Origin of the sequence: Nocardiopsis akebiae (assembly GCF_018316795.1) — a bacterium.
GTDB lineage: Bacteria > Actinomycetota > Actinomycetes > Streptosporangiales > Streptosporangiaceae > Nocardiopsis > Nocardiopsis dassonvillei.
This window is the reverse complement of the sequence record NZ_CP074132.1, coordinates 3,169,046-3,195,025: the sequence shown is the minus strand read 5'-3', so window position 1 is coordinate 3,195,025 and position 25,980 is coordinate 3,169,046. Positions and strand designations below refer to the sequence as shown.

25 protein-coding genes and 1 pseudogene are annotated in these 25,980 nt (G+C 73.8%); 15 read left to right on the top strand and 11 right to left on the bottom strand.

What is annotated here, in order from left to right; translation table 11 throughout:
* Positions 1 to 11 precede the first annotated feature (11 nt).
* The gene (locus KGD83_RS13640) at positions 12 to 758 is read right to left on the bottom strand and encodes a GNAT family N-acetyltransferase (protein WP_212644121.1); all 747 of its coding nucleotides are present in this window, start codon (positions 756 to 758) and stop codon (positions 12 to 14) included.
* Positions 759 to 1,217: 459 nt separating this feature from the next.
* Between KGD83_RS13640 and KGD83_RS13635 the strand changes: the two genes are divergently transcribed.
* Positions 1,218 to 1,556, top strand: a complete 339-nt coding sequence (locus KGD83_RS13635; protein WP_212644120.1) for a hypothetical protein — start codon at positions 1,218 to 1,220, stop codon at positions 1,554 to 1,556.
* 77 nt (positions 1,557 to 1,633) lie between these two features.
* Here KGD83_RS13635 and KGD83_RS13630 read toward each other — a convergent pair whose 3' ends face one another.
* The 4 genes from KGD83_RS13630 to KGD83_RS13615 form a co-directional block, all read right to left on the bottom strand.
* Positions 1,634 to 3,142, bottom strand: a complete 1,509-nt coding sequence (locus tag KGD83_RS13630) for a rhamnulokinase (RefSeq protein ID WP_212644119.1) — start codon at positions 3,140 to 3,142, stop codon at positions 1,634 to 1,636.
* Positions 3,139 to 5,229 carry a bifunctional aldolase/short-chain dehydrogenase gene (locus KGD83_RS13625; protein ID WP_212644118.1) on the bottom strand — a complete coding sequence of 697 codons (2,091 nt, stop codon included), beginning with the start codon at positions 5,227 to 5,229 and terminating at the stop codon, positions 3,139 to 3,141. Before KGD83_RS13625 ends, KGD83_RS13630 begins: the two co-directional genes overlap by 4 nt.
* Positions 5,217 to 6,395: an L-rhamnose isomerase gene (gene rhaI / locus KGD83_RS13620; RefSeq protein ID WP_212644117.1), complete on the bottom strand. Its 1,179-nt coding sequence runs from the start codon at positions 6,393 to 6,395 to the stop codon at positions 5,217 to 5,219. The genes KGD83_RS13625 and rhaI overlap by 13 nt, the downstream gene beginning before the upstream one ends.
* A gap of 309 nt (positions 6,396 to 6,704) precedes the next feature.
* The gene (locus KGD83_RS13615) at positions 6,705 to 7,325 is read right to left on the bottom strand and encodes a LysE/ArgO family amino acid transporter (RefSeq protein ID WP_212644116.1); all 621 of its coding nucleotides are present in this window, start codon (positions 7,323 to 7,325) and stop codon (positions 6,705 to 6,707) included.
* A 72-nt stretch (positions 7,326 to 7,397) separates the two neighbouring features.
* Here KGD83_RS13615 and KGD83_RS13610 point away from each other — a divergent pair, with 72 nt between their 5' ends.
* Both KGD83_RS13610 and KGD83_RS13605 read left to right on the top strand, forming a co-directional pair.
* The gene (locus tag KGD83_RS13610; RefSeq protein WP_212644115.1) at positions 7,398 to 8,333 is read left to right on the top strand and encodes a LysR family transcriptional regulator ArgP; all 936 of its coding nucleotides are present in this window, start codon (positions 7,398 to 7,400) and stop codon (positions 8,331 to 8,333) included.
* Positions 8,334 to 8,402: 69 nt separating this feature from the next.
* Entirely contained in the window at positions 8,403 to 9,269 is an 867-nt protein-coding gene (locus tag KGD83_RS13605; protein ID WP_212644114.1) for a TIGR03620 family F420-dependent LLM class oxidoreductase, read from the top strand.
* A 127-nt stretch (positions 9,270 to 9,396) separates the two neighbouring features.
* On the opposite strand, the gene KGD83_RS13600 is transcribed toward KGD83_RS13605, so the two are convergent.
* Both KGD83_RS13600 and KGD83_RS13595 read right to left on the bottom strand, forming a co-directional pair.
* Positions 9,397 to 10,305, bottom strand: a complete 909-nt coding sequence (locus tag KGD83_RS13600; RefSeq protein ID WP_212644113.1) for a serine hydrolase — start codon at positions 10,303 to 10,305, stop codon at positions 9,397 to 9,399.
* A complete protein-coding gene (locus KGD83_RS13595; protein ID WP_212644112.1) occupies positions 10,302 to 11,240 on the bottom strand; it encodes a LysR family transcriptional regulator in 939 nt (312 codons plus the stop codon). The genes KGD83_RS13600 and KGD83_RS13595 overlap by 4 nt, the downstream gene beginning before the upstream one ends.
* A 209-nt stretch (positions 11,241 to 11,449) precedes the next feature.
* Here KGD83_RS13595 and bla (KGD83_RS13590) point away from each other — a divergent pair, with 209 nt between their 5' ends.
* The 5 genes from bla (KGD83_RS13590) (at position 11,450) to KGD83_RS13575 (ending at position 15,270) form a co-directional block, all read left to right on the top strand.
* Positions 11,450 to 12,367 (top strand): class A beta-lactamase, encoded by a 918-nt coding sequence (bla, locus tag KGD83_RS13590; protein ID WP_212644111.1) that lies wholly within the window; start codon positions 11,450 to 11,452, stop codon positions 12,365 to 12,367.
* 62 nt (positions 12,368 to 12,429) lie between these two features.
* Positions 12,430 to 13,371: a class A beta-lactamase gene (bla, locus tag KGD83_RS13585; protein ID WP_212644110.1), complete on the top strand. Its 942-nt coding sequence runs from the start codon at positions 12,430 to 12,432 to the stop codon at positions 13,369 to 13,371.
* 321 nt (positions 13,372 to 13,692) lie between these two features.
* Positions 13,693 to 14,043, top strand: a complete 351-nt coding sequence (locus KGD83_RS13580; protein ID WP_212644109.1) for a DUF3817 domain-containing protein — start codon at positions 13,693 to 13,695, stop codon at positions 14,041 to 14,043.
* A gap of 142 nt (positions 14,044 to 14,185) precedes the next feature.
* Positions 14,186 to 14,554 carry a PI-PLC domain-containing protein gene (locus tag KGD83_RS28605; RefSeq protein WP_249352340.1) on the top strand — a complete coding sequence of 123 codons (369 nt, stop codon included), beginning with the start codon at positions 14,186 to 14,188 and terminating at the stop codon, positions 14,552 to 14,554.
* Positions 14,494 to 15,270 carry a PI-PLC domain-containing protein gene (locus tag KGD83_RS13575; RefSeq protein WP_249352339.1) on the top strand — a complete coding sequence of 259 codons (777 nt, stop codon included), beginning with the start codon at positions 14,494 to 14,496 and terminating at the stop codon, positions 15,268 to 15,270. The genes KGD83_RS28605 and KGD83_RS13575 overlap by 61 nt, the downstream gene beginning before the upstream one ends.
* A gap of 24 nt (positions 15,271 to 15,294) precedes the next feature.
* Here KGD83_RS13575 and KGD83_RS13570 read toward each other — a convergent pair whose 3' ends face one another.
* Positions 15,295 to 15,771, bottom strand: coding sequence for a hypothetical protein (locus KGD83_RS13570; RefSeq protein WP_212644108.1), 477 nt, complete (start codon positions 15,769 to 15,771; stop codon positions 15,295 to 15,297).
* Between the two features lie 445 nt (positions 15,772 to 16,216).
* Here KGD83_RS13570 and KGD83_RS13565 point away from each other — a divergent pair, with 445 nt between their 5' ends.
* The 4 genes and pseudogenes from KGD83_RS13565 to KGD83_RS13550 all read left to right on the top strand — a co-directional run bounded on the left by KGD83_RS13565 (position 16,217) and on the right by KGD83_RS13550 (position 20,360).
* Entirely contained in the window at positions 16,217 to 17,023 is an 807-nt protein-coding gene (locus KGD83_RS13565; RefSeq protein WP_212644107.1) for a peptidoglycan recognition protein family protein, read from the top strand.
* A 787-nt stretch (positions 17,024 to 17,810) separates the two neighbouring features.
* Positions 17,811 to 18,350: pseudogene (locus tag KGD83_RS13560) on the top strand (SDR family NAD(P)-dependent oxidoreductase); the annotation flags it as partial.
* Positions 18,351 to 18,645: 295 nt separating this feature from the next.
* Positions 18,646 to 19,731, top strand: a complete 1,086-nt coding sequence (locus KGD83_RS13555) for an S-(hydroxymethyl)mycothiol dehydrogenase (protein ID WP_212644106.1) — start codon at positions 18,646 to 18,648, stop codon at positions 19,729 to 19,731.
* The gene (locus KGD83_RS13550; RefSeq protein WP_212644105.1) at positions 19,728 to 20,360 is read left to right on the top strand and encodes an MBL fold metallo-hydrolase; all 633 of its coding nucleotides are present in this window, start codon (positions 19,728 to 19,730) and stop codon (positions 20,358 to 20,360) included. The genes KGD83_RS13555 and KGD83_RS13550 overlap by 4 nt, the downstream gene beginning before the upstream one ends.
* An 84-nt stretch (positions 20,361 to 20,444) precedes the next feature.
* Here the strand turns inward: KGD83_RS13550 and KGD83_RS13545 are convergent, their stop codons facing one another.
* On the bottom strand, positions 20,445 to 21,518 hold the full coding sequence (locus tag KGD83_RS13545; RefSeq protein ID WP_212644104.1) for a hypothetical protein: 1,074 nt from the start codon (positions 21,516 to 21,518) through the stop codon (positions 20,445 to 20,447).
* Positions 21,519 to 22,098: 580 nt separating this feature from the next.
* On the opposite strand from KGD83_RS13545, the gene KGD83_RS13540 reads away from it, so the two are divergent.
* From KGD83_RS13540 to KGD83_RS13530, 3 genes are all read left to right on the top strand, one after another.
* Positions 22,099 to 23,472, top strand: a complete 1,374-nt coding sequence (locus KGD83_RS13540; protein WP_212644103.1) for a multidrug effflux MFS transporter — start codon at positions 22,099 to 22,101, stop codon at positions 23,470 to 23,472.
* Positions 23,473 to 23,531: 59 nt separating this feature from the next.
* Positions 23,532 to 24,044, top strand: a complete 513-nt coding sequence (locus tag KGD83_RS13535) for a pyridoxamine 5'-phosphate oxidase family protein (protein WP_212644102.1) — start codon at positions 23,532 to 23,534, stop codon at positions 24,042 to 24,044.
* A gap of 139 nt (positions 24,045 to 24,183) precedes the next feature.
* Positions 24,184 to 24,393: a hypothetical protein gene (locus KGD83_RS13530; RefSeq protein WP_017567061.1), complete on the top strand. Its 210-nt coding sequence runs from the start codon at positions 24,184 to 24,186 to the stop codon at positions 24,391 to 24,393.
* A 39-nt stretch (positions 24,394 to 24,432) separates the two neighbouring features.
* On the opposite strand, the gene KGD83_RS29030 is transcribed toward KGD83_RS13530, so the two are convergent.
* Positions 24,433 to 25,182 carry a nucleotidyltransferase domain-containing protein gene (locus tag KGD83_RS29030; RefSeq protein ID WP_212644101.1) on the bottom strand — a complete coding sequence of 250 codons (750 nt, stop codon included), beginning with the start codon at positions 25,180 to 25,182 and terminating at the stop codon, positions 24,433 to 24,435.
* A gap of 31 nt (positions 25,183 to 25,213) precedes the next feature.
* A complete protein-coding gene (locus KGD83_RS13520; RefSeq protein ID WP_212644100.1) occupies positions 25,214 to 25,933 on the bottom strand; it encodes a DNA alkylation repair protein in 720 nt (239 codons plus the stop codon).
* Between the last annotated feature and the right edge of the window lie 47 nt (positions 25,934 to 25,980).

The following is a 25,980-nucleotide window of genomic DNA, read 5'->3' as shown; positions in this document are numbered from 1 at the left end:
CGACGCGCCGCCTACCGGCCGGAGGCCTCGGCGTTCGTCCTCGTGTGGAAGACGCCCCTGCCCGCCTCGACGAAGCCGAGCGAGTCGTAGAGGGGGCGGCCGTCCTCGGTCGGGACGAGGACCACGTCACGCCCCCGGTGGTGGAGCAGTACCCGCGACAGCACCGCACGCGCGATTCCGCGCGACCGGTGCTCGGGCGCGGTCACCAGCCAGTAGAGGGCGACCACGCCGCCGTGGTCGAAGGTCAGGCAGGCCGAGGCGGGCGAGTCCCGGTACGTGGCGAGCCAGGCCCGCCAGCCTCCCGCGTCCAGAAGACCGACGGGAAGGAAGCACTGAGGCGTGTGCGGCTGGCGCGACGGCAGCGGAAAGCCGTCCACCACGAGCCGCTCCACCGCGAGCAGGGCCTCCTCCCCGCCCACGGCGGCGATCCCGACCTCCGGGCGGGTACGGGGCGCGGGCACGGGCGCCGCGGTCCCCCCGCGCACCATGACGGGCCGCGGGGTCCGCGCGAACCCCTCCGGGAGCCTGAGCTTTCCGAAGGGATCGTCCAGGCTGACGCGGCCCGGTGCGGACAGGGCGGACGACACCCGGTCCGGGACGCGTGCCGCGGCACGCGTGAGGTGCACCCTCGTCTCCCGGGGGTCCGCCGTGCGCAGGACGCTGAACCCGTCGTGGGCGCCGGCCTCCTCGGTCCGGCCCGCCAGAAGGTGTCTCCACGCCTCGGCGTGGTTCCGCGCGTACGCGTCCACCGCGTCCATGTGCCTCCTTCCGCCGCTGTCCGACCCATCTGAGTGGTGTCCGACCACGGGCCCGGTTCGCCCTTGATCGAACACGTTCGCGGGCTGCGGCGCCATCGCTTTGTCACGGCACCTGTTCGCACACCGTACTGTCCGTAACCGGTCAGGGAGCCGGTGGATGCCGGGGAGTGCGGTACCGGTTCCCGCGCGGTTCCCGGATCGCGGGGAGGCCGCAGGAAACGGGCCCCGACGGCTTCCGGGCCGGTGAGCGCGGTCCGGACGGCGGACCCGGAAGCGTCGTAGGCCGGGCCTAGAGTCGTCCTCGACCGCACGGCGGACGACACACTGTTCTCCCTGGGGTTTCAGAGGTGATCACACGGGCACCTTGCAGAGACATCGGGTCGTCGGTGCGGAGGGCGCAGCGGCCGGGGTGAGCGATCAACGGCCGCGGCCGTCCGGGGAAAAGGGGAGCGGGGGAACATGACGCTGGCGATTTTCGTAGCGGTTGCGGTCACGGTGGCGGTGGTCGTGGACACCCTGGCCCCGATGGGGTCCAGAAGCGGGCTGGGAGTCCGCAGGGGTGCGGCGCGCAGGGCGCTCACGGCACTGCGGCGCGGTCTCCAGGCCCCGCGGGTGCCCGCGCCAGCCGTGGAGGTGCAGGAGCCCTCCGTCAACCGGGCGCCGGAGCCGAGGCGCGAAACCGAACCGGCCGGACTGGGCATCACCGTCGCGCCGTCCCGAACTCGCCGTACCCGGACCCCGGGGCCCGCACGGACCGGCCGACCGCGCCGCGCCGCCGCGAAGGCCTCCCTCTCCTGACAGCCGCCTGACAGCCGAACGAACGGGGCCGGTGCTCGCCTGCGAGCACCGGCCCCGCCGTCGTGTGTGGTCCGGTCTCAGCCGTGGAGCAGACGCTCGGCGGCCTCCCACGGGGCCCGCGGCCCGCTCGGGCGGTACCGTCCGACCCCGGTGGAGTCGGCCACGATCCGGCGCAGGTCGGCCAGGCCGCCCTCCACCGCTCCGACAGCGCGGGCCTGCACCAGCAGGTTGCCGATCGCCGCCCCCTCGGCGGGTCCGGCGACCACCTCCAGCCCGATCGCGTCCGCGGTGAGCTGACACAGCAGCGCGTTGCGCGAGCCCCCGCCGACCACGTGGACCACCTCCACGTCCGTCCCGCTCAGCTCGGCGGCCCGGCGCACCGCCCGGCGGTAGGCCAGCGCCAGGGAGTCCACCACGCACCGCGCCACCTCGGCGTCGCCCTCCGGCGGGCGCTGCCCGGTCTCGGCGGCGAACGCGGCGATCCGCGCGGGCATGTCCCCCGGCGGGAGGAACCGGGGGTCGTCCACGTCCACCACGCACGACAGCGCGGGCACGCGGGCGGTCCGCGCCAGCAGGTCGGCCAGGTCCACCTCCCGGCCCCGCTCCCGCCAGGTGCGCAGCGACTCCTGGAGCAGCCACAGTCCCGCGACGTTGCGCAGGTAGCGCACCGTGCCGTCCACGCCCAGCTCGTTGGTGAAGTTGGCCGCCCGGCTCGCCTCGGTGCGCACCGGAGCGTCCAGCTCCACTCCCACCAGCGACCACGTCCCCGAGGAGACGTAGGCGAAGCTGCGCGTGGCCGCGGGCACGGCCACCACGGCGGAGGCGGTGTCGTGCGAGCCCACCGCCACCAGCGGAGCGCCCGCCGCGGCGCCGAGGCCCGCGCCGGGTTCCGGGCCGCCCCGGAGGGCGCCGACGACGGTTCCGGGTTCGACCAGGCCGGGCAGCAGGTCCCGCGCCGCGACGCCGAAGCCGGTCTCCAGCAGGTCCAGGCAGGCGTCGGCCCAGCGGCGTTCGCGCACGTCGACCAGGCCGGTGGTGGAGGCGTTGGTCAGCTCCGCGACCCGCTCGCCCGTCAGCCAGTACCCGAGCAGGTCGGGCACGAGCAGCAGATCGCGGGCCGCTGCCAACTGGGCGCCGCCGGAGGCGGCGGCGAGCTGGAACACCGTGTTGAACGGCTGCACCTGCAACCCGTTGACCGCGTACATCCGCTCGGCGGGCAGGTGCGCGAACACCCGCTCGGGCACCCCGTCGGTGCGCCCGTCGCGGTAGTGCACGGGGTTGCCGAGCAGGGCGCCGTCGGCGTCGAGCAGCCCGTAGTCGACCGCCCAGGAATCCACGCCGACCGAGGCCAGGGCGTGGGGTCCGGCGGCCCGCCGCAGTCCCCCGACCACGCCCGCGTACAGGGACAGCACGTCCCAGTGCAGGCTGGTGCGACCGTCCGCGGGCACGGCGACCGGCCCGTTGGGGAAACGGGCCACCTCCTCGGTGCGCAGCCGCCCGTCCTCGAACCGCCCGGCGATGACCCGGCCGCTGGAGGCGCCCAGGTCGACGGCGGCGTGGACGGCGCCCCCTCCGGCGGAGCTCATCGCAGGAACGCCGCGGCGACGCCGCTGTCCACGGGGATGTGCAGGCCGGTGGTGTGCGACAGCTCCCCCGCGGTCAGCGCGAACACCGCGTTGGCCACGTGCTCGGGCAGCACCTCGCGGCCCAGGATGGTGCGCTGGGCGTAGAACGCGCCCAGGTCCTCCTCCCTGACCCCGTACACCTTGGCACGCTGGGCGCCCCAGCCCCCGGCGAAGATCCCCGAGCCGCGTACCACCCCGTCGGGGTTGACGCCGTTGACCCGGATGCCCTCGCCGCCCAGTTCGGCGGCCAGCAGCCGCACCTGGTGGGCCTGGTCGGCCTTGACCGCGGAGTAGGCGACGTTGTTGGGACCGGCGAACACGGCGTTCTTGGAGGCGATGTAGACGATGTCGCCGCCCATGCCCTGGGCGGTCATCGTCCGGGCCGCCTCGCGCGAGACCAGGAAGGACCCCTTGGCCATGACGTCGTGCTGCAGGTCCCAGTCGCGCTCGGTGGTCTCCAGCAGCGGCTTGGAGATGGACAGCCCGGCGTTGTTGACCACCAGGTCCACGCCGCCGAAGGCCAGGGCAGCCTCGGCGAAGGCGCGGGCCACCGCGCCCGAGTCGCTGACGTCGCAGGCCAGGCCCACCGCCGTGTCGGCGCCGCCCAGCTCGGCCGCGGCGGCGGCCGCCTTGCCCCCGTCCAGGTCGGCCACGACCACGCAGGCGCCCTCACCCGCCAGGCGTGCGGCGATGGCCTTGCCGATACCACTGGCCGCGCCCGTGACCAGGGCGACCCGGGCGGCGAGCGGCTTGGGCCCGGGCAGGCGGGCGAGCTTGGCCTCCTCCAGCGCCCAGTACTCGATGCGGAACTTCTCCGACTCCTCGATGGGGCGGTAGGTGGAGACGGACTCGGCGCCGCGCATCACGTTGACGGCGTTGACGTAGAACTCGCCCGCCACGCGCGCGGTCTTGGCGTCCTTGCCGAAGGAGAACATGCCCACGCCGGGGACCAGCACGATCGCCGGGTCGGCGCCGCGCATGGCGGGGCTGTCGGCGTCGGCGTGGCGCTCGTAGTAGGCGCGGTACTCGGCCCGGTACTCCCGGTGCAGTTCTCGCAGGCGCTCCACGGCCCGCTCCAGCGGGGCGTCGGCGGGCAGGTCGAGCACCAGGGGGCGGACCTTGGTGCGCAGGAAGTGGTCGGGGCAGGAGGTGCCCAGCGCGGCCAGGCGGGGGTGCTCGGCCCCGGCCAGGAAGTCCAGGACCACGTCGCTGTCGGTGAAGCGGCCCACCTGGGGGTGGTCGGTGGAGGCCAGGCCGCGGATCACCGGGGCCAGGGCGGCGGCGCGCTCGCGGCGCTCGGCCTCGGGCAGGGCGCCGTAGCCGTCCAGGGCGGGGCCGAAGGGCTCGGGGCGGCCGTTCTCCTCCAGGAACCTCTCGGCGGTGCGGATGATCTCCAGGGAGTTGGCCTGGCACTGCTCGCTGGTCTGGCCCCAGGCGGTGATGCCGTGGCCGCCCAGGATCGCGCCGATGGCGTCGGGGTTCTCCTCCGCCACGCGGGCGATGTCCAGGCCGAGCTGGAACCCGGGGCGGCGCCAGGGCACCCACACCACGCGGTCGCCGAAGCACTCGCGGGTCAGGCGCTCTCCGTCCGCGGCGGTGGCCAGGGCGATACCGGAGTCGGGGTGCAGGTGGTCCACGTGCGCGGCGCGCAGCAGGCCGTGCATGGCGGTGTCGATGGAGGGCGCGGCGCCGCCCCTGCCGAAGAGGCAGTGGTCGAAGGCGGCGACCATATCGTCCTCGCGGTCCTCGCCGGGGTAGACGTCCACGAGGGCGCGCAGGCGGTCCAGGCGCAGTACGGCCAGGCCGTCCTCGGTGAGGGTGCCCAGGTCGCCGCCGGAGCCCTTGACCCAGAGCAGGTCGACGTCCTGTCCGGTGACGGGGTCGGTGCGGGTGCCCGAGGCGGAGGTGTTGCCCCCGGCGAAGTTGGTGTTGCGCGGGTCGGCGCCGAGGGTGTTGCTGCGGGCGAGGAGCTGTTCGACCACGTCGGACACGGTTTCTCCCTGTTCGGTGCTGCTGTGCTGGGTCGGCGGCCGGTTCACGCGCCCCACCCGGCCTGGGCGCCGCCCTTGCGCTCCTCGGCGACGCGCTCGACGTAGCCGGAGCGGGCGTGCGCGGCCATGGGGTCGGGGTCCAGTCCCTGCTCCCGGCGCAGGTCGGCGAGCATGGGCCGCACGTCGGTGTCGTAGGCGTCCATCAGGGCTGCGTTGGCGGCCAGGACGTCGCCCTCGCGCTGGGCGGCGGCGAGCGCGTCGGCGTCCACCAGCAGGGCCTTGGCGGTGGCCTCCTGCACGTTCATGACCGAGCGGATCTGACCGGCGATCTTGGGTTCGACGTTGTGGCACTGGTCGAGCATGAACGCGACCCCGCTGTCGGCGGCCAGGCCGCCGCCGCGCACGACCTCGTACATGACGCGGAAGAGCTGGAAGGGGTCGGCGGCGCCGACCATGAGGTCGTCGTCGGCGTAGAAGCGCGAGTTGAAGTCGAAGGCGCCGAGCTTCCCGGCGCGCAGCAGGAACGCGACGATGAACTCGATGTTGGTGTGCGCGGCGTGGTGGCCGGTGTCCACGCAGACCACGGCCTTCTCCCCCAGCTCCAGGCAGTGGGCGTAGGCGGTGCCCCAGTCGGGGACGTCGGTGGCGTAGAAGGCGGGCTCGAAGAGCTTGTACTCCAGCAGCAGGCGCTGGTCGGGGCCGAGCCGGTCGTAGACCTCGGACAGGGCCTCGGTGAGACGGTCCTGGCGGGCGCGCAGGTCGTCCTGGCCGGGGTAGTTGGTGCCGTCGGCGAACCACAGCTTGAGATCGCGCGAGCCGGTGGCGTCCATGACGTCCACGCACTCCAGCAGGTGGTCGATCGCCTTGCGGCGCACGCCCGGGTCCGGGTTGGTGACGCTGCCGAGCCGGTAGTCGTCGTCCTGGAAGACGTTGGCGTTGACGGTGCCGACGCCGATGCCCAGGTCGCGTGCGTGGGCGGCGAGCGCGGCGTAGTCGTCGACCCGGTCCCAGGGGATGTGCAGGGCGACCGTGGGGGCGACCCCGGTGAGGCGGTGGACCTCGGCGGAGTCGGCGACCTTCTCCCAGGGGTCGCGGGGGACGCCGGGCTGCGCGAACACCTTGAACCGGGTACCGGAGTTCCCGAAGGCCCAGGAGGGGAGTTCGATGTGCTGGCGCCGCAGGACGGCCAGGGCGTCCGCGCCGCGTTCGGGGAGTGCTGCCACGGTGGGGCTCCGTTCGGGGAGGGCGCGCCCGCCGGTCCGACCGGCGAGAAGACCCATTGAATCGTTTCACTCAGGTTGCGCCGAAACTACCGCCAGCTCTTCTAATGTGTCAAGGTTCACTTATCCTTACGCCTGACCATGCGGTCCTTCCTTGATTGAAACGTTTTATGGACAGAGGACGCACAACCCCGGGAAGTAGACCCGCGTCATGCCGGGGCGACGGCGGCGGGAGCGGCCCGGAGAGAACGGCTCCGGCGCCCGGAGCCCGCCGGGTCGGGCACCCGCCCGGCCCGGCGAAGGCGCCGCGGCTCAGGCTCCGAGGGCCATCCGCACGCCCAGGGTGAGCATGACGGCGGCGATGAGCGCGTCCAGGACCCGCCAGGCGCCCGGGCGGGCGAAGACCGGGCGCAGCAGGCGGGCTCCGAAGCCCAGACCGAAGAACCACACGAGGCTGCCCGTGACCGCACCCGCCGTCCACCACCAGCGCGCGTCACCGCCCTGCTGGTTGGCCAGCGAACCCAGGAACACCACCGTGTCCAGGTACACGTGCGGGTTGAGCCAGGTGAGTACCAGCGCCGTGGTCACCGCCGCCCCGCGTCCGCCGGAGAGCCCGCCGCCGACCACCAGGGAGCCTGGACGCAGGACGCGGCGCGCGGCCGACAGGCCGTAGACGACCAGGAAGCCCGCGCCGAGCAGGCGGACCGCGGTGACGGCGAGGGGCGCGGCCTCGACGACGGCGCCGACACCGAGGACCCCGGCCGTGATGAGCACGGCGTCGGACAGGGCGCAGACCAGCACCACCGGCAGGACGGTTCCGGTGCGGCCCTCGATGCCGACTCGCAGGACGTGGGCGTTCTGGGCGCCGATGGCCACGATGAGCGCGAGCCCGGTACCGAGGCCGAGCAGGGCGGGAAGGAGTGTCTCGTTCACCCCGAAAAGCTAGGCCGGAGACCTGTGTGCAGTAAAGCTAAACTTTCTTAGTATCCCTGAGGGAGTCTTAACATGCCGTTCCAGTTCGACCATCTGCGCACCCTGACGACCCTGGTGGACGAGGGCACGTTCGAGGCCGCCGCGCGGCGGCTGCACGTGACGGCCTCGGCGGTGTCCCAGCGGGTCCGGGCGATGGAGCAGACCGCGGGCCGGGTCCTGGTCCAGCGCACGAACCCCGTGCGGACCACCGCCGCAGGGGACGTGGTGCTGCGCTACGCCCGCCAGGTGCTGCTGCTGGACGAGGACGCCGACGCGGAGCTGCGGCTGAGCGAGCGCGAGCGGGGCCGGGTGTCGGTGCCGCTGGCCGTCAACGCCGACAGTCTGGCCACCTGGTTCCTGGAGGCGCTGGCGGACCTGCCCGCCGGCCCGGGCGCGGTGTTCGAGATCCACCGCGAGGACGAGGAGCACACCACGTCCCTGCTGCGTTCGGGGGCGGTGATGGCCGCCGTGACCTCCACCCCCGAGGCGGTCCAGGGGTGCACGGTGGCGGGGCTGGGCGCGATGCGCTACCACGCGGTGTGCAGTCCGGACTTCGACCGGGAGCACCTCGGCGGCCGGGCGGACCCGGAGCTGCTCGCCCGGGCGCCGGTGGTCGACTTCGACCGCCGCGACGACCTCCAGGACCGGTTCCTGCGCGAGTCCGTCGGCGGCGAGCCCTCAGGCCCCCGGCACTACGTCCCCGCGTCGGAGGACTTCGCCCGGGCCGTCCTGCTCGGGTTCGGGTGGGGGGTGGTGCCCGAACCGCAGTGCTCGGAGCACATCGCTTCGGGGCGGCTCGTGGCCCTGGCCCCGGACCGCCCCGTGGACGTGCGCCTGTACTGGCAGCGGTGGAACCTGCGCTCTCCGGTCCTGGACCGGGTCTCGGAGGCCGTGCGCGCGGGCGCGGCCGAGCACCTGCACCCGCTGCGCCCCGACCGGGGGCGCTCGGTCGGGGCGCGAGGTGGGTAGGTCCCCCCGTGCCCGATCGGCGGGTCGCCGGGGGCGACACGCCGACACCACCGTCAAGGAAGGCACGTCATGAGCCTGAACGCCACAACCGTCGACCTGGGGACCTACGGAGTGTGGGTGAAGAGGACCGACCTGACCGCCGACGCGGCCGCCGAGATCGAACGGCTGGGTTACGGCGCCGTCTGGGTCGGCGGCTCCCCCGGAGCCGATCTGGGGGAGGTGTCCACGGCGCTGGCCGCGACGTCGCGGCTCGCGGTCGCGACGGGCATCGTCAACATCTGGACCGCGGACGCGGAGGCGGTGGCCGACTCCTTCCGCCGGATCGAGTCCGAGCACCCCGGCCGGTTCCTGCTCGGCATCGGCGCGGGCCACCGCGAGGCCGACGGCCCCGAGGCGGTCAAGCCCTTCGGCGCGGTGGTGGACTACCTGGACGCCCTCGACCGCGGGGGCGTGCCCGCGCACCGGCGGGTGGTCGCCGCCCTGGGGCCGCGGATGCTCCGCCTGTCCGCCGAGCGGGCCGCCGGAACCCACCCGTACCTGGTCAACCCCGAGTTCACCAGCGGCGCCCGCGGGGCGCTCGGCGAGGGCCCGCTGCTGGCGCCCGAGCACAAGGTGGCCCTGGGCGGGGACCGCGAGGAGACCCGGCGCACCGCCAGGAGGGGGCTCAGCGTCTACGTCGACAACCGGCTGACCAACTACCTCGCCAACTTCCGGCGCCTGGGCTTCTCCGACGAGGACTTCGCCGACGGCGGCAGTGACGCGCTGGTGGACGCCATGGTCGCGCAGGGCGCACCGGAAACGGCGGCGGCGGAGCTGCGCGCGCACCTGGAGGCGGGCGCGGACCACGTCGCGGTGCAGCCGCTGGCCGAGGACGACGACATCCTGCCGGTGCTGGCCCGGCTCGCCCCGGCTCTGGGGCTCACCGCCCGGAGCTGAGTCCTCCCCCGAAGCGCCTCCGCCCGAGACGCGCGGGGTTGCGCGGCGGTCTCGCTCCCAGCGTCGTTCGCGGCGTTCACAGTGAAGCCGGGAGCGAGGTCGCGGCGCATGGGCCCGGCCCTGCCGGTCAGCGGACTCCCGAGCGCAGGTGGTCGCGCAGCTCCCGCGCCACGCGCGCCATGAGCGCCTCGGCCCCGGGCTGGTGGTAGGCGGGCACGCGCGACTCGGTCAGCACCGCGACGGCGAAGGCCTGGCCGTCGGCGTGCTCGACCACACCGACCTCGTGGCGCAGGTTGAGCAGGGTTCCGGTCTTGGACGACCACCGGGAGAGGTCGGAGGTGAAGTCGGGGGCCAGCCGGTGGCGCAGCAGGTTGTCGCCCATCAGCTCCCGCACCCGGGCGGCCACGTCCGGGTCGATCACCCGGGGCCGCCACAGCGCCTCCAGCAGGTCGGCGAAGGCCCGGGCCGACCCGGAGCTGGCCCGGGTGACGTCGAGCTGCTCGATTCGGTGCCCCCGCCCGGCGGTGCCCTCGCCGATGGCCAGCGAGTGCGCCAGGTGCGCGCCCTCGGGGCCGAGCCGGTCGGCGGGGGTGTCGCTGAGGCCGCGCATAGTGTGCCGGACGGTGACGCCGCGCAGCCCGGCCGCGCGCAGCGATGCGGCGACCCGCTCGGGAGGGGTGATCTCGAACAGGGCGTCGGTGGCGGTGTTGTCGCTCAGGCACATGCTGAGGTAGAGCAGGTCCTCGACGCTGACGCGGGCCGGGTGGCGGAACCGGCTCATCCCGGTGGGCCCCGGGGTGGTGACCCGGCCCGGCTGCACGAGGACCTGTTCGGCGCCGTCGATCTCCCCCGCGCGGATCCGTTCGAGCGTGGCGACGGCGAGCGGAACCTTGACGAGCGAGGCCGTCGAGAACTCCAGGTCGGGTTCGATGCCCAGTTCCTCGCCCGTGCGCAGGTCCCGTACCAGGAAGGAGCCCCGCAGTCCGCCCTCGTCGAGTTCGCGGCCCAGGTCGCGGACCAGGGCGGTGGCGCTCACGCGGTCCCCCGTCCGACGCCGGGACGTCCGGGCGGCCCGTCCGTGCGGGGTCTCCCCTCCGCCTCCGGGGCACCCAGGCACCGGGCGATCGCCCGCCCCAGGAGGGCGCGCAGCCGCTCGGCCTCGTCACCGGTCTCGGCGGCCACCTCGTAGCCGCGGGCGAGGCGGACCTCGCCCGTGGGGCGCCAGTACAGCCCCAGGTCCTCGGCCTGGCGTGGAGAGCACAGCAGGAGGTCCCGCGAACCCAGGACCTCGGCGGCGGCGGAGGCCAGGGAGGCGGCGAGGACCACCTGGCCGGGCCGCAGGCCCACGGCGTCGCGCAGGCGGTTGAGGGGGTCGCGCACGTGGGGCACGTCGTCCTCGGGCTGGAGCCAGACGCGGCGGCCGCGCGAGGACGAGCGGTCGCGGGGCAGGCGCAGGGTCTCCAGGTAGACCGCCCCGGCGCGCGGCTCCCCGGTGCCCGCCAGCCCCAGCGGGACCGTCCACGCGGCCTCGCCGGGAGGCACCCCCGCCAGGGCGGCGCGCACCTCGCGGGCGCCCAGCAGTTCGGTCCGCGCCGCGGGCGCGGCGGAGCGGAAGTCCAGGTGGATGCCCTCCTCGCGGGCCTCGGCGCCCAGGAGGGCGAGGTCGCGCGTGGCACAGGTGTCGGGCACGGCCAGACGCAGCGGGCGCAGCGCCGCCCTCTCCGCGTCGTGCTCCATCTCCTCGGCCAGCCGGACCAGGCGCCTGGCCGAGGGCAGCATGTCGCGGCCGAACTGGGTGAGGGTGGCCCGGCGGGTGGAGCGGTCGAACAGGCGGGCGCCCAGGTGCCGCTCCAGGGCGGCGATGCGCCTGCTGGCGACCGGCTGGGGAATGCGGGCGGCGGCGGCTCCGAGGGTGAAGCTGCCCCTCTCGCTCACGTTCACGAACGCCTTGCAGGCGCCGACGAGGTCCATGACCCTCATGGTATGCCGTTTTGGCATGTAACTGGTCGTTTCTGTCTTGGACAGCATCAGTGCCAACGGTCAGACTGCTGGTCGAGGCCGCCCGGCAGGGCGGCGCGTGCGGGTTCCCGCACGGCTGACCGGGGGTCCTTCCGTGTCCGGGCCGCCTTCGGGCCCGGCCGAGGGCCCGCGCACACCCAGGACAGGAAGAGCAGGCACACATGGTGTTCTCATCCCACCGGCGCACCGGACTCGCGGCCCTGGCCGCGGTCCTCCTCGTCCCCGCCACCGGCTGCGCGGCGGCCGACGGCGCCGCGAACCCCGAGGCGGAGCAGTCGGCCTCTCCGGCCGCCTCCGGGGGGCCCGCCCGGGAGTTCGAGCGGCTGGAGGAGGAGTTCGACGCACGGCTGGGCGTCTACGCGGTGGACACCGGCAGCGGCGAGGAGGTCGCGCACCGCCCCGACGAGCGGTTCGCCTACGCCTCGACGCACAAGGCCCTGACCGCGGCACTGGTGCTCCAGCAGAACACGCCCGAGGAGATGGAGGAGGTCGTCACCTACACCGAGGAGGACCTGGTCGACTACTCGCCGGTCACCGAGCAGCACGTGGACACGGGCATGACGCTGATGGAGGTGGCCGACGCCGCCGTCCGCCACAGCGACAACACCGCCGCCAACCTGCTGTTCGAGGAACTGGGCGGACCGGACGCGTTCGAGGACGAGCTGGAGGGGATCGGCGACGACGTCACCGACCCGGAGCGGATCGAGACCGAGCTGAACGACTGGACGCCCGGGGACACCAGCGACACGAGCACGCCGCGCGCCATGGCCGGGAGCCTGCGCGAGTTCACCCTCGGCGACGCCCTGCCCGAGGACCGGCGCGAGGTACTCAACGACATGCTCGTCAACAACACCACCGGCGACGAGCTGATCCGCGCCGGCGTGCCCGAGGACTGGAGGGTCGGCGACAAGACCGGCGCCGGAAGCCACGGCACGCGCAACGACATCGCCGTCATCTGGCCCCCGGAGGGCGACCCCATCGTCCTCGCCGTCATGTCAAGCCGCGACGAGGAGGACGCCGAGTACGACGACGCGCTGATCGCCCGGGCCGCCGAGGTCGTCGCGGAGGAACTGGCCTGACGCCGCTCCGTTCCGACCGGGCACGGAGACCGGACGTCCCCAGGACAGAAGGAGCAGGGAAGATGTTGCTTTCACCCCTACGGCGTACCGGACTCGCGGCCCTGGCCGCGGTCACCCTCGTTCCCACCGCCGCATGCGGGGCGGACGGTTCCGGACCGGCTCCGGGGACGGAGCCCTCCGCCGAGGGCTCGGCCGGGCGGTCGGCCCCGGCCGACCCCTCCGCCGGGTTCGCCGACGAGTTCGCGGACCTGGAGGAGGAGTTCGACGCGCGGCTGGGCGTCTACGCGGTGGACACCGGCAGCGGCGAGGAGGTCGCGCACCGCCCCGACGAGCGGTTCGCCTACTGCTCCACCCACAAGGCCTTCAGCGCGGCGCTGGTGCTCCAGCGGCACACGCCCGAGGAGATGGAGGAGGTCGTCACCTACGGCGCCGACGACGTGTTCGGCCACTCACCGGTCACCGAACAGCACGTCGACACCGGGTTGCCCCTGGCGGAGGTGGCCGACGCCGCCGTCCGCTACAGCGACAACACCGCCGCCAACCTGCTCTTCGACGAACTCGGCGGACCCGACGGGTTCGAGGAGGCGATGGAGGAGATGGGAGACGACGTGATCGAGGCCGACCGCGTCGAACCCGGCCTGAGCCGGTGGGCGCCCGGGGACACCCGGGACACGAGCACGCCGCGCGCCATGGCCGGGAGCCTGCGCGAGTTCACCCTCGGCGACGCCCTGCCCGAGGACCGGCGCGAGGTGCTCACGCGGATGCTCCTCGACAACCTGACCGGGGACGAGCTGATCCGCGCCGGCGTGCCCGAGGGCTGGGAGGTCGGCGACAAGACGGGGAGCGGGAACTACGGCACGCGCAACGACATCGCCGTCCTGTGGCCCCCGGAGGGCGATCCCATCGTGGTGGCGGTCATGTCCAGCCGCGACGAGGAGGACGCCGAGTACGACAACGCGCTGATCGCCGGGGCCGCCGAGGTCGTGGTGGAGGCCCTGGGCTGACGGCGCCGGCTGGGGCGACGCGGTCGCAACGGCCCGGCCGGAAGGGCTCGGTCGAAGGAGCCCGGACGAAGGGTCCGGGCCGGGGACCCGGGGGCGCGTGCCCCCGGGTCCTCCGTCTCCTCCGGCCCGTGCCCCGACCGCGACGGTCCGGACCGGAGAGGACGGTCACCGGTGCGCGCGGGACGTCCGAACGTGCTTTCTCGCATCTTCCGCCCCGGATTCGGCCACTCGAAAACGTGTCCTAGCCTGGGAGCGGCCCGGGCCCGGCGGGCGCCGGACAACTCCCCTCCTGTCCAGAACCGAGCGAGTCCGAGGAACAGCGTGAGCATCAGTCCCCGTGTCACAGCGACCGTCTTCCGCGTGGTGGCGGTCATCGAGGCCCTGACCTGGATCGGCCTCCTGGGCGGCATGTACGTCAAGTACCTGGGCAGCGGCAGCGAGGCTGGCGTGCACCTCTTCGGCCCCCTGCACGGGGGCGCCTTCGTGCTCTACGTGGCGGTCACACTGGCCGCCGCTCTGCACCTGCGCTGGAACCTGTGGGCGGCCCTGGTGGCCCTGGCCGCCTCCGTGCCTCCCCTGGGCACCCTGGTCGCGGACTGGTGGCTGCACCGCACGGGGCGTCTGGCCCCCCGCGCCGAGGAGCGGGACCGCGCGCCCGAGCCCGTGGCCTGAACCCCCGGGCTCCACGGGCCCGACGGGACTTCATCCTCCGTTGGGCCCCGCGCCACCTTCCGGAGCATGACCCTTTGCGCACGAGCGGTGACCTGTGGTTGATTGACCACCAGTCAGTGACCCCCAGCGCCGAAGGACCCCCATGCCCTCCGCCCGCACCGCCGCGCTGACCTGCGCCGCACTCGCCCTCGCCCTGACCAGCGCCCCCTCCCCCGCCTCAGCTGCCGAGCAGGCCCTCTCCCGGACCACCTCCGTGGGCGTGCACAACGCCTACGAGACGGCGACCTTCCCCCACTTCGCCGACGCCCTCGACTCCGGTGCCGGACTCCTGGAACTGGACGTGTGGACCGACGAGTGGTTCGGCAACTGGCGGGTCAACCACGAACTGGTCGGCCAGCACAACAACTGCGCCGGGGCGGCGACGGCGACCTCGCCGACTGCCTGCGCGACGTGCGCACCTGGCACGAGGCCAACCCAGGCCACCCGCCACTGCTGCTCAAGGTCGAGATGAAGAAGGGCTACCACGCCGAGGCGGGCCTGGGCCCCGCCGAGTTCGACGCGCTCGCCGACCAGGTCCTGGGCGACGCCCTGTTCCGCCCGGACGACCTGCTGGCTGGCGCGCACGCCACCCTGGACGAGGCGGTGCGCGCCGACGGCTGGCCCACCCGTCTCCCACCACCGCCCGGAAGCCGCTTCGGGGAGGGTGGGACACCCTCGACGGACGCCTCCGGCACAGCGCTTGCCTCCCGGGAGACCCTGGCCGGGAGGGTCGTCGTCTACCTGACCCCGGGCACCTTCGAGCAGGGCAACCCCTTCGACGACCTGTGGACCGACGAGGAGCAGGCGTCGCGCCTGCGCGACCTGGCCGCCGAGGGCCGCCTGGACGAGGCGGCCACCTTCCCGGCCGTGCTGGGCGCCGGGGGCGGCGACCCGCGCGAGCGCTACGCCGAGGACCTGCGGCCGTGGTTCGTGGTCTTCGACGGCAGCGCCCCGGCCTACACCGGGGGCATCGACACCTCCTGGTACGGCGAGAACGGCTACCTCCTGGTGATGACCGACGCCCACGCGGTGTCCCCCGCGATCGACGCGCGCACCCCCTCCCCGGAGGAGGCCGCCGCCCGCGTGCGCGAACTCGCGCGGGCCGGGGCCACCACGGTGACCAGCGACTGGGCGGGCCTGCCCGGGGTGCTGTCCATGGTCGTCCCGCACGGTCAGGGCACCGGCTGACGCCGGGGCCGTCCGCCGCAGCGCCTACTCGGCTCGCGCCCCGCGCGAGAAGTAGGCGTTGGACGCGGGCAGGAACAGCAGCACGAGGGCGGACAGCCCCAGCAGCCCCGGAACGGTGTAGCCGAGGACGTCGTAGGCCGACATCCCGGCCGGCGGCCGCACGATGGCGTCCATGTTCGCGGTGGCCAGGTCCATGAGCACGACGAGGGCAGCGGCGGCGGCGATCAGGAGGCGCGCCCAGTTGCGGCCCCGGCGCACCAGGACGGCGAGGAGGACGCCCGCCGCCGCGAACAGCAGCGCGGCGGCGCCGGACACGGCGGCCTGGCGCAGGCCTCCCTCCTCGCCCGCGGCCGCGCGCATACTGTCCAGCCCGGTGGGGGCGACGACGAACACGTTCAGCACCCACAGCACGAGGTCGACGGCGATCAGTGCGAGCAGGAGCAGGAAGGCCGCCTCCACCGTCCCGGGGCGCCCGGTCCTCTCGGCGGTCGTACTCGTCATGGGTCCTCTTCTTCCGCTGGTTCTCCGGGTGGGGGGAGAAGGAGCCCGGGGGCACGGGACGCCTGAGTAGTCAGGAACTGTACAGCAAACTCCCGGGGCCGGGCAGCGGCGCAGGCAAGGGCGTAGGCGGCGCTCCGGGAGACACCGCCCGGCCCCGACGGGGACCGGCGCCGGGCTCGGGCACCGCGGTTCGGAAAAGACCTGTCGAGGACGACGGAAAAGACGCGCAAAGAGGCGGGGATGGAACAGCGGAAAACGCGCATTCCCGCTCTATCGTTTCTCCGCCGTCTTGTACACCAACGACCTACTTCTACCCATGGGGTCAAAGAGTGGCGTTCTGGCCGGTCACGGCCGTTAAAATTCACCGCGTCACACTTTGTGCACCGTGGGTGGTCCGTGTTCTCTTATGGACTGGCAAGTCATGACACGAGCCGAAGGATCACCCATGACCAGAACCCACCGGTCAGGTCCGGACAGACGCACCGTCCTGCGCGGGGCCGCGTTGGCATCCGGCGCCGCCGTCCTCGGCGGGGCGCTCACCGCGGGTGGCGCGAGCGCCTCCGCGGGGGTGGCCGAACCGCCCCTGCACACCCGGGCCGACTGGGGAGCGCGCTCACCCGCGGGCCGGGTCCAGATCCTGACCACCGCACCCAGCTACATCGTGGTCCACCACACCGCGACGGCCAACAGCACCGACTACTCGCTCAGCCACGCCTACTCCCTGTCCAGGGCGATCCAGAACTACCACATGGACTCCAACGGCTGGCTCGACACCGGCCAGCAGCTCACCATCAGCCGCGGCGGACACGTCATGGAGGGCCGCGACCGCAGCTTCGCCGCCATCCGCGAGGGCAGCCACGTCGTGGGCGCGCACGTGGCCAACAACAACAGCACCTGCATCGGCATCGAGAGCGAGGGCCTCTACACGAGCGTGAGCCCGACCGGGGCCCTGACCGAGGCGTTGGTGGCCACCCTGGCGTGGCTGTGCGGGGCCTACCGGCTCGATCCGTACAGCGCGATCCTGGGCCACCGCGACTTCAACGCCACCGCCTGTCCCGGCGACGTGCTGTACGCGCTGCTCCCGGAGCTGCGCGACGCGGTCGCCGACGCCATGCTGGCGCCGGTACTGGGACTGGCAGCCCGCCGCGCGCCCGCCGGGAACGGCCCGACCTACCCGACCGTGCCCGCGGACGAGCCGGACCGGCTGTTCTACCACGGTCCCGCCCGGGGCCCCGACGACTTCACCCGCTGACCCGCCCGCCGGAGCGGTCCGGGTCCCGCGCCGCCCGCGGCGCTTCGGGCCCGGCACCGCTCAGGGCGCGTCGCCGACCGCGGTGCCCGTCGCCTCGCGGCGGGCACCGCCCGCACCGCTCCGTCCGGTAATCCGGCCCACGTCCCAGCGCTCGACCGCCGCCAGCGGCGCGCCCGCCTCCTCGCGCAGGGCCGCGGCCCGCTCCAGCAGCCGCGTCGCCCGATCGTGCCCGCCCGCCAGCGCGTGCGCTCCGGCCAGCCCCCCAGCGCCGGGGCGACCGCACGCGGGTCGCCGCTGCGCTCGGCCTGGTGGAGTGAACGGCGCGCCCGGCGCGGGTGCGGCGCGTCCCCGGCCTCCTCCAGCCTTTCGAGGGCGTAGGCGGCCACCGAATCCCTCAGCAGGTGGCGGGCCTCTCCGGAGCGGTCGGCGGCCGCGACGAGCGAGCGGTGGCGGACCAGGGAACGGGCTCCGGGCTCGGCGCGTTCCAAGGCCCCGCGCGGTTGGGAGACCCGGGCCTGGAGGACGGCGGCGGGACGGGCCAGGAGTGTCGCCCCACAGGTCCCGCACGAGGCGGTCGGCGGGCACCGGGCGCCCCCGGGCCCGGGGCGGGGAGGTCAGCGGGGCGCGCACCCCGGTGTCGCGGATCCGGACGGGTCGACCGTCGTCGGTGCGCACCGCCAGCGGACCCGGCACCCCCAAGCGCATGCGGACAACCGTGTCGGCCGCCGCCACCGTGGTCCCGTGCGGGGCGGTGAGGTGACGCCCCCGGACCGAAGCGGGGTGACCGGTGACGGGGGACCACGCGGGCAAGCGGGCCGTGGTGATCGGCGGGACGCACGGCATGGGGACGGGCGTGGCAGAGGCGCTGCTCGCCGGAGGCGCACGGGTGCTGCTGGCCGGGCGCAGCGAGGAGAACCCGGAGGAGGCGCGCGGCCGCCTGGGTGCGGAGGCGCACGTGGTGCGCGCCGACGTGGCGGACCTGGCGGGCGGCGGGCCGGTCGTGTCCACGACCTCGGTGACGAACACGACCGGTACGCCGGGGATGAGCGTGTACGCGGGCGCCAAGGCGGCCGTTCTGGGCTTCAGCCGGGTGCTCGCCTCGGAACTGCCGCCGCGCGGCATCCGGGTGAACACGGTCGCGCCGGGCTTCACCGGCACCTCCACGATGGGGATCGTGGGCGTCGGGGCCGCCGAGCGCGAGGAGTTCATGCGGGTGGGCGACGCGGCCACGCCGATGGGCCGCCACGGCGCCGTCGACGAGGTGGGCCGCGCCGTGCTCTTCCTGGGGTTCGGGGCCGCCTTCACCTCGGGCGCGGAGATCCCCGTGGACGGCGGGCTGGGCCTCGGCCCGAGCACCGGCGTGCAGCCGTACGGGGCCCTGGCCCGGAGGCTCCCGCGCGGGGCGGATCCGCCCCGCGCGGTGGGGGAGCCGCGCTCGCGCCCCTCCGCCCTGGCTCGGGGGCGTGACCGGCGCTCCCCGGCCGCACCCCGGGGAACCGGTGGGAGGGCGTCCGGCGCAGGAGGAGGCCCCGGGACCGGGATAGGTGTGACGCGGGTGGGGAATGGTGCCGGAAGCGGCGCACACCCGCGCCGCCTCCGGCCACGTGTGGGGGTAAGCGAAGATGTCTCAGCGGGTACAAGGGGTGGTCTCCCGGTCCAAGGGGGCTCCGGTGGAGATCACCACGGTCGTCGTGCCCGATCCGGGGCCCGGCGAGGCCGTGGTCAGGGTGCAGGCGTGCGGGGTGTGCCACACCGACCTGCACTACCGCGAGGGCGGCGTCAACGACGAGTTCCCCTTCCTGCTCGGGCACGAGGCCGCGGGCATGGTGGAGTCCGTGGGCGAGGGCGTGACCACCGTCGCGCCGGGTGACCACGTGATCCTGAACTGGCGCGCGGTGTGCGGGAACTGCCGCGCCTGCCGCCGGGGGCGGCACCAGTACTGCTTCGACACGCACAACGCCGAGCAGCGGATGACGTTGGAGGACGGCACCGAGCTCTCGCCCGCCCTGGGCATCGGCGCGTTCGCGGAGAAGACCCTGGTCGCCGCGGGGCAGTGCACCAAGGTGGACCCGCAGGCCTCGCCCGCCGCGGCCGGTCTGCTGGGCTGCGGGATCATGGCCGGGATCGGAGCCGCCCTCAACACCGGCGGCGTGGGCATCGGGGACTCGGTCGCCGTCATCGGCTGCGGCGGCGTGGGCAGCGCGGCCGTCGCGGGCGCGCGGCTGGCCGGGGCGGGACGGATCATCGCCGTGGACCTGGAGGACCGCAAGCTCGAATGGGCTCGCGGGTTCGGCGCCACCCACACCGTCAACGCCTCCTTCACCGACCCGGTCGAGACCATCCGCGACCTGACCGGCGGTTTCGGCGCCGACGTGGTGATCGACGCCGTGGGCACGCCCAGGACCTACGAGCAGGCCTTCTACGCGCGCGACCTGGCGGGCACGGTCGTGCTGGTGGGCGTGCCCACGCCGGAGATGCGCCTGGACCTGCCGCTGCTGGACGTGTTCGGCCGCGGCGGGGCGCTGAAGTCCTCCTGGTACGGCGACTGCCTGCCCTCGCGCGACTTCCCGGTGCTCATCGACCTCTACCTCCAGGGGCGCCTGGACCTGGACGGCTTCGTCACCGAGGAGATCGGCCTCGGCGAGGTCGAGGAGGCCTTCGCCAGGATGGAACGCGGCGACGTCCTGCGCTCGGTGGTGATCCTGTGAGCGGCGCGCGGGTGGAACACCTGACCACCTCCGGGGTATTCGCCCTGGACGGCGGGGAGTGGGAGGTCGAGAACAACGTCTGGATCGTGGGCGACCGCGACCAGGCACTGGTCATCGACGCCGCGCACGACGCGGGCGCGATCCTGGGCGCGGTGGGCGACCGCGAACTCGTGGCGGTGGTGTGCACGCACGCGCACAACGACCACGTCAACGCGGCCCCGGCGCTGGCCGAGGCCACGGGTGCGCCCATCCTGCTGCACCCGGCCGACCGGGTGCTGTGGGACATGACCCACCCGGACCGCGCGCCCGACGCGGAGCTGTCCCAGGGACAGGTCGTCACCATCGCCGGGACCGGGCTGACCGTCCTGCACACCCCGGGCCACGCCCCGGGGGCCGTGTGCCTGTACGCGCCCGACCTGGGCGTGCTGTTCAGCGGCGACACCCTGTTCCAGGGCGGCCCGGGGGCGACGGGACGGTCCTATTCGGACTTCCCGACGATCGTGGAGTCCATCCGCGACCGGCTGTTCAGCCTGCCGGAGGAGACGGTGGTCAACACCGGGCACGGCCCGTCCACGACGATCGGCGCCGAGGCGCCCCACCTCCAGGAGTGGATCGACCGGGGGCACTGAGGGCCGCGGTGCGCGGCCCGCGAGCCGGGCCGCGCCGTCGGCGCCGCGGGCCGCGGCCGGGGACGCACCGGCGCGGCCGCCCGCTCAGGAGGGGCGGGCGGAGGTGAGGCGGGCCCCGTACTCCATGGCGGCGAGCACCGCCGGTACGAACCGCCCGGAGAGCCGCGCGAGCCGGTCCGGGTCGAGGACGACGCGTAGCGCGCCCGGCGCGAAGGTGGCCAGCGCGCGCCCGACCAGGGGATCGTCCCGGCGGGCGCGCAGGCCCGCCACCGTGCCGGGCCAGTGCCGCTCCTGGACCGCGCCGAAGGCGGCGGCGGTGGTCCAGAGCGCGAACAGCGGCCCGGAACCGGTGCCCAGGTGCTCGGCGCAGTCCCGGCTCAGCTCCCCCGGCGACGCGCCCCACTCCTCCAGCACCCGCGGTGTGGGCCGGTGGGCCTCGGGCACGTCGTCGCCGGTGTCGATGACCACGGCCTCCCCGGTGTTCCAGCGCAGGAACGGCAGCAGCGGGGGCAGGTCCAGGACCGGCCCGTCGAAGCGTGCGCCCTCCGCCGCGAAGCAGGCCGAGTGCCGGAGGCCGTGGCCGTCGTTGCCCTTGATGCTGGGCAGGTCCTCGTGCTCGACCAGGTTGGGCGCCGCGACCAGGGCGGGGGTGCCACGCTCCCGCAGGAACCGCAGGGCGGCGCGGTCGTCGGAGCTGCCCCCGGCGCCGTGCAGGTAGCGGCCCATGTCCAGGGCCAGCTCGCGGGGCAGGAGCAGGGCCGGGGTCGGCATGTACGGGTTGGTCACCGGTACCGCTCCGGCTCCGGTGAACACCGCCCACCGGGCCAGGTAGGCGGTGCGCGAACCCCATTCCACGAAAAGGGAGAGCGCGGCCTCCGGACGTCTTTTCACCGCGTCGCGCACGGAACCGGTGAAATCCGCGCAGACGCGGACGTCGTCCTGGAGGACGAGGTGGTGGGTGGAGTCGAAGCATTCGGCGCTGGAGAAGGCGACCCGGGAGGCGCGCAGGGAGCTGGGCGGCCCGTCGGGCTCGGGGTCCACGGCCAGGCAGGCGTCCGCGATCCCGAGGGAGTCCAGGACGCGGCGCGCGGCGGAGATCCGGCGGGGGTGGGTCATGACGGACGCGGACAGCACGACGGGAGAAAGGGGGCTCGGCATATGCCGAGAATAACTGGAAAAAGGTCGAACACAAGACCGGGGGAAACTTTTTTTCTTTCCCCATAAACTCTTACCCGGCCAGATTATCATACGCCTTGGGGCAATTTCCGTTCCCCGGGTCGCGGCGCGCGGCCGCCGGAGGGCGGAACCCCGGCCCCGGGGGCCTGTGAGCTCCTGGGGCGCGCCTCCCAGGTCCGCTCTTTTCTTCACAGAACACGCTACTGAAAGGCGTGTTTCGCCCAGCGGAACTACCACCGGGTAACCAGGGGAATCGAACGGCATACGGCCGGGGAATGAGCGGAACACGACGGCCAGAGGGCTCCCGTCCCCGCATGGGCGTCGTCACAGCGGGCCGAATCCCTTTACCAGCAGGGGTTTCCAGGACCGTAATTCGGATCACTCGACGTGTTGGGTAAAGCGGGGATTGCCTGCTCCTAGCCTTGTGTTGGAGGCGGAAGTGATCCCGGGACCCTCTGGTCCCGCCACGGGACTTCTGTCGGCGCCCCGCCCGAAGGCGGTTCACGGCGCCCCCGCGTACCGCGCACCGCTCGTTGTTACTTCTCCCTGCGTTGGAGCCCCGGTGACCCTTGCTTCCGCACGCCCGAATCGCCGTGCCCAGATCACCCCGGACGTCCAGGTCGTCCCGGACACCCGGAACATCCCTACCGCCGACAATCCCCTGAACCACCAGGACGTGCCGCAGCAGGCCGGACCGTCCCGCCGGGAGGCCACGGCCGCCACGGCGCGTACGCGCCGCCGCACGCTGCTGCTGGTCCTGGTCCTCGGCGTGCTGTCCGCGATCGGCCCGCTCGCCACCGACCTGTACCTGCCCGCGCTGCCCCAGATCGCCTCCGACCTGGGCACCAGCGAGGCGAGCGTCAAGCTCACCCTGACCTCGGTGATGGCCGGTCTGGCCCTGGGCCAGCTCGTCATCGGCCCGCTCAGCGACCGATGGGGCCGTCGCGCGCCGCTGCTGGTCGGCATCGGCGTGTTCACCGCCACCACCCTCGCCATCGCGGCGGTCGACAGCGTGGAGATGTTCAGCCTGCTGCGCTTCGGCCAGGGGCTGTCGGCCGCGGCCGGACTGGTCATCTCCCGTGCGATCGTGCGGGACGTGTTCGACGGCGACGCCGCCGCCACCTTCTTCTCCCGGCTGGTGCTGCTCTCCGGCCTAGCCCCGATGCTCGGCCCGATCCTGGGCGGTCAGCTGCTCTTCTTCGGGCCCTGGCAGCTGCTCTTCGCCGTGCTCGGCGCCACCGGACTGGCGACCTTCGCCCTGGTGCTGTTCGGCCTGCCCGAGAGCCTGCCGCCCGAGCAGCGCGAGCGAGTCAGCCCGCGTGCGCAGCTGCGCGTGTTCGGCCGCCTGCTGCGCGACATCCGCTTCACCGCTCCCACGCTCACGCTCGCGCTGAGCTTCGGGATGAGCTTCACCTACATCTCGACTTTCTCGTTCGTGGCCCACTCTCGCTTCGGGGCCAGCGCCCAGGAGTTCAGCCTGGTGTTCGCGGTGACCACGCTCGGCATGATCATCGGCAACCAGCTGAACGCCTACCTCATCCGCCGGGTCGAGATCCACCGCCGCCTGTTCATGGGCCTGGCCGGGTCGATCGCCTCGGTGGCCTCGCTGGCGCTGCTGGGGTCCGCGGGCGGGGCGAGCCTGGTGACGGTGACCATCGCGCTGTTCGTGATGATGGTGTTCACCGGGCTGGTCTCGCCGAACGCCACCGCGCTGGCCCTGGACGGGCAGCCGCCGAGGATCGCCGGAAGCGGCTCGGCCCTTCTGGGCACCCTCCAGTTCGGCATCGGCTCCGGCCTGGCCTCGACCGCCGGGTTGACCGGCCCGGTGACCCTGTCCAGCATGACCGCGGTCATGCTCGCCACGGCCGTGGCCGCCGCGGTGGTGTTCACCGCTTTCACGGTGCGCACGCGACACACCGCGCCGGCCGCTGCCTGAGTGTCGGTGCGCACGGCTAGTGTGATTCGCTCGTTCAGGCCAGACCCGAGGAGCGCGACGTGTTCCCCAGCCCCCAGGCGCAGTCCCTGACCAGTGAGGCACCCGGCGTGTGGGAGGAGGTGCTCCCCCACCTGACGGAGTCGGCAGCGACGTGCTGGCTGACCGCGACGCGCGCGGACGGTCAGCCGCACACCCGGCCGCTGCTGGCGGTGTGGGTGGACGGACAGCCCTTCTTCGCGTCGGGCGGGGGCACCGCCAAGTCCCGGCTGCTGGCCGCGTCCCCACAGGTCAGCCTGGCCTTCACCACCGGCGTCATGGACGTGGTGGTGGAGGGCGCCGCCGAGCGGGTGCTGGACCCGGACCTGCTGGACCGGGTGGCCGCGGGCTACGCCGAACGCCACGGGTGGGCCCCCCTCGTCGGGGAGGGAGGGCTGACCGGCCCGGAGGGGGCGCCGACCGCGGGCCCGCCGCCCTACCGGGTGTTCACGATCCCCCCGTCAACGGTGTTCGCCTTCCCGGTCTCCGAACTGCCGCACGGGCCCACCAGGTGGCGGTTCGACGTGTGGCCCTGAGCCGGGGAGGACGGGCGTTCCGTGAAGCGGGGGGCTCGGGAGAAGCGGGAGGCGGCACCGGGTGAAACGTCGCGTCTCGCGGGTATAGGTCTGCCGCGAAGACAACCGATCCACCACCCCCATCCCCTGGAGGCAGAGCGTGCGAGTACGCATCGTTCTTTCGACCCTCGTCGTCCTGTGGCTGCTCATCGGGCTGATCGCCGCGTTCCAGCGCGGTCTGTTCAGCGACGACGAGACCTCGTGCTCGACGCTGGGCCACACCGTCGGAACCATCTTCGTCGGGCCGTTGAACTACATGGGGGTCAACCCGACCATCGAGTGCCCGCCCCTGCCCGAACCCTCCGAGTAGCGGATCCGGCGCCGTGTCCCCGCGGGGGCGCGGCGCCGCTCAGCGCCCGCCGTCCGAGGAGGCGCGCCCGAGTTCGGGCCCCAGCGCGTCCGCCAGTTCCGGCCGGACCCACGCGACCTCGGTGATGAGCAGCGCCGTCAAGGCCTCCAGAGCCCGGAGCAGTTCCTCCCCTGTGAGCGCGCGGACCAGCGTGGCCCCCAGGGGGTCGGTGACCTCGGCGGGCAGCAGGTGCGCGCCCTTGTTGAACGCCGTTGGGCTGCCCAGCCGCAGACACGCCAACGCCACCGTCTGTTCGCGCAGGCGGCCGATCCAGTGCTCGGCCTGCCACAGGCGTCCGCGCTCGACGCAGACACGGGCGTGCAGGGCGTGGTGCCAGGAGTGGCCGATCAGCGTGTCCGGGTCCGGTTCCGGGAAGGGCTGGAGCTCGCGCGCCTTCCCGAAGACCGTCCGCCACTGGGGGCCGCGGGGGCCGAACTCACCTTCGGGGAGGAAGGCGAGGTCTACCTCCAGGCACCCGGGCAGGAGGAACACGCGGACGAGGCGGGGGCCGGGCACGGGCAGGTCCCAGTGGTGCAGCGCGCCGAACTCCCGGTGGAGCCACTCCGTCCAGTCGGCGGGCACCCCGTCGCGGCCCTCGCGCACGGCGAGGACGAGGTCGATGTCGGACCACCGGTCGGCCGTCCCGTCGGCGCTGGAGCCGGTGAGCGCGGCTCCCACCACGGAGTCGTCGGTCCCGGCACGCGCCAGCAGGCGCTCGCGGAGCCGGTCGCGCTCGGTGTCGGGGGGCATGGCATCGTTCCTCACTCGTTCGCCGGCGCGTTCACAGGGAACGGTAGTGGGCGCGCCGGGAGGGGTCGAGCTTCTCGATCGCGGCGCGCAGCAGGGGGCGCGGGGCGCGGGCGGCGTGGTCGTCGAGGAAGACCAGCAGCCGGTCGCGGTCCTTGTCCCCGGCGGTGCGCAGCATCCACCCCACCGCCTTCTGCACCAGTTCGTGGTCGTCCTCCAGGAGGATCTCGGACAGGGCGAAGGCGTCGTCGAGGTCGTCGTGGGCGATGAAGCGCGCCGTCGCCACGATGGCGGTGCGCCGCCGCCAGGGGTCGTCCGAGCGCGCCAGGGTGTACAGGACCCCGCGGCGGCGCTTTCGCAGGTGGCGGCCGAGGACGTGGTGCGCGGCCAGGTCCACCAGGTCCCAGTTGTTGACGCGGTCGTGGCGGCGCAGGTACAGATCGGCGAGCGCGGCTACCCGTTCGGGCGTGCTGCGCCGGTGGCGGGCCTTCTTCTCCATGATGCTCATCGCCCCGGCCCGGGCCTCGTGCACGGGGCTGTCCATCAGCTCCTCGACCTGGTCGAGGAGCATGTCCACGAACTCCTTGGCCAGGGCGAACACCGTGCCCATGCGCACGCCGACGAAGCAGTCGTCCTCGGGCCGGCGTCCGGCCTCGAAGCGGAAGTAGCGCTGGTACTTGCGGAGTTCCCCGTCGCTGCGGTGCCCGTCGAGGCGCGCCAGGAAGGCTCGGGCGGTCAGCGGTGCGGTCGCCATGGCGGCACGGTAGACGTTCCCGGTGACATTCGGCGTGAACGCCGCCG

Bases quoted from the DNA above. Each gene is read 5' to 3' on its own strand.
- KGD83_RS13545 (WP_212644104.1), bottom strand. From the start codon at position 21,518: ATGCCGAGCCCCCTTTCTCCCGTCGTGCTGTCCGCGTCCGTCATGACC.
- KGD83_RS13520 (WP_212644100.1), bottom strand. From the start codon at position 25,933: ATGGCGACCGCACCGCTGACCGCCCGAGCCTTCCTGGCGCGCCTCGAC.
- KGD83_RS13630 (WP_212644119.1), bottom strand. From the start codon at position 3,142: ATGAGCTCCGCCGGAGGGGGCGCCGTCCACGCCGCCGTCGACCTGGGC.
- bla (WP_212644110.1), top strand. From the start codon at position 12,430: ATGTTGCTTTCACCCCTACGGCGTACCGGACTCGCGGCCCTGGCCGCG.
- KGD83_RS13565 (WP_212644107.1), top strand. From the start codon at position 16,217: ATGACCAGAACCCACCGGTCAGGTCCGGACAGACGCACCGTCCTGCGC.
- KGD83_RS13595 (WP_212644112.1), bottom strand. From the start codon at position 11,240: ATGGACCTCGTCGGCGCCTGCAAGGCGTTCGTGAACGTGAGCGAGAGG.
- KGD83_RS13570 (WP_212644108.1), bottom strand. From the start codon at position 15,771: ATGACGAGTACGACCGCCGAGAGGACCGGGCGCCCCGGGACGGTGGAG.
- KGD83_RS13640 (WP_212644121.1), bottom strand. From the start codon at position 758: ATGGACGCGGTGGACGCGTACGCGCGGAACCACGCCGAGGCGTGGAGA.
- KGD83_RS29030 (WP_212644101.1), bottom strand. From the start codon at position 25,182: ATGCCCCCCGACACCGAGCGCGACCGGCTCCGCGAGCGCCTGCTGGCG.
- KGD83_RS13605 (WP_212644114.1), top strand. From the start codon at position 8,403: ATGAGCCTGAACGCCACAACCGTCGACCTGGGGACCTACGGAGTGTGG.
- bla (WP_212644111.1), top strand. From the start codon at position 11,450: ATGGTGTTCTCATCCCACCGGCGCACCGGACTCGCGGCCCTGGCCGCG.
- KGD83_RS13610 (WP_212644115.1), top strand. From the start codon at position 7,398: ATGCCGTTCCAGTTCGACCATCTGCGCACCCTGACGACCCTGGTGGAC.
- KGD83_RS28605 (WP_249352340.1), top strand. From the start codon at position 14,186: ATGCCCTCCGCCCGCACCGCCGCGCTGACCTGCGCCGCACTCGCCCTC.
- KGD83_RS13555 (WP_212644106.1), top strand. From the start codon at position 18,646: ATGTCTCAGCGGGTACAAGGGGTGGTCTCCCGGTCCAAGGGGGCTCCG.
- KGD83_RS13635 (WP_212644120.1), top strand. From the start codon at position 1,218: ATGACGCTGGCGATTTTCGTAGCGGTTGCGGTCACGGTGGCGGTGGTC.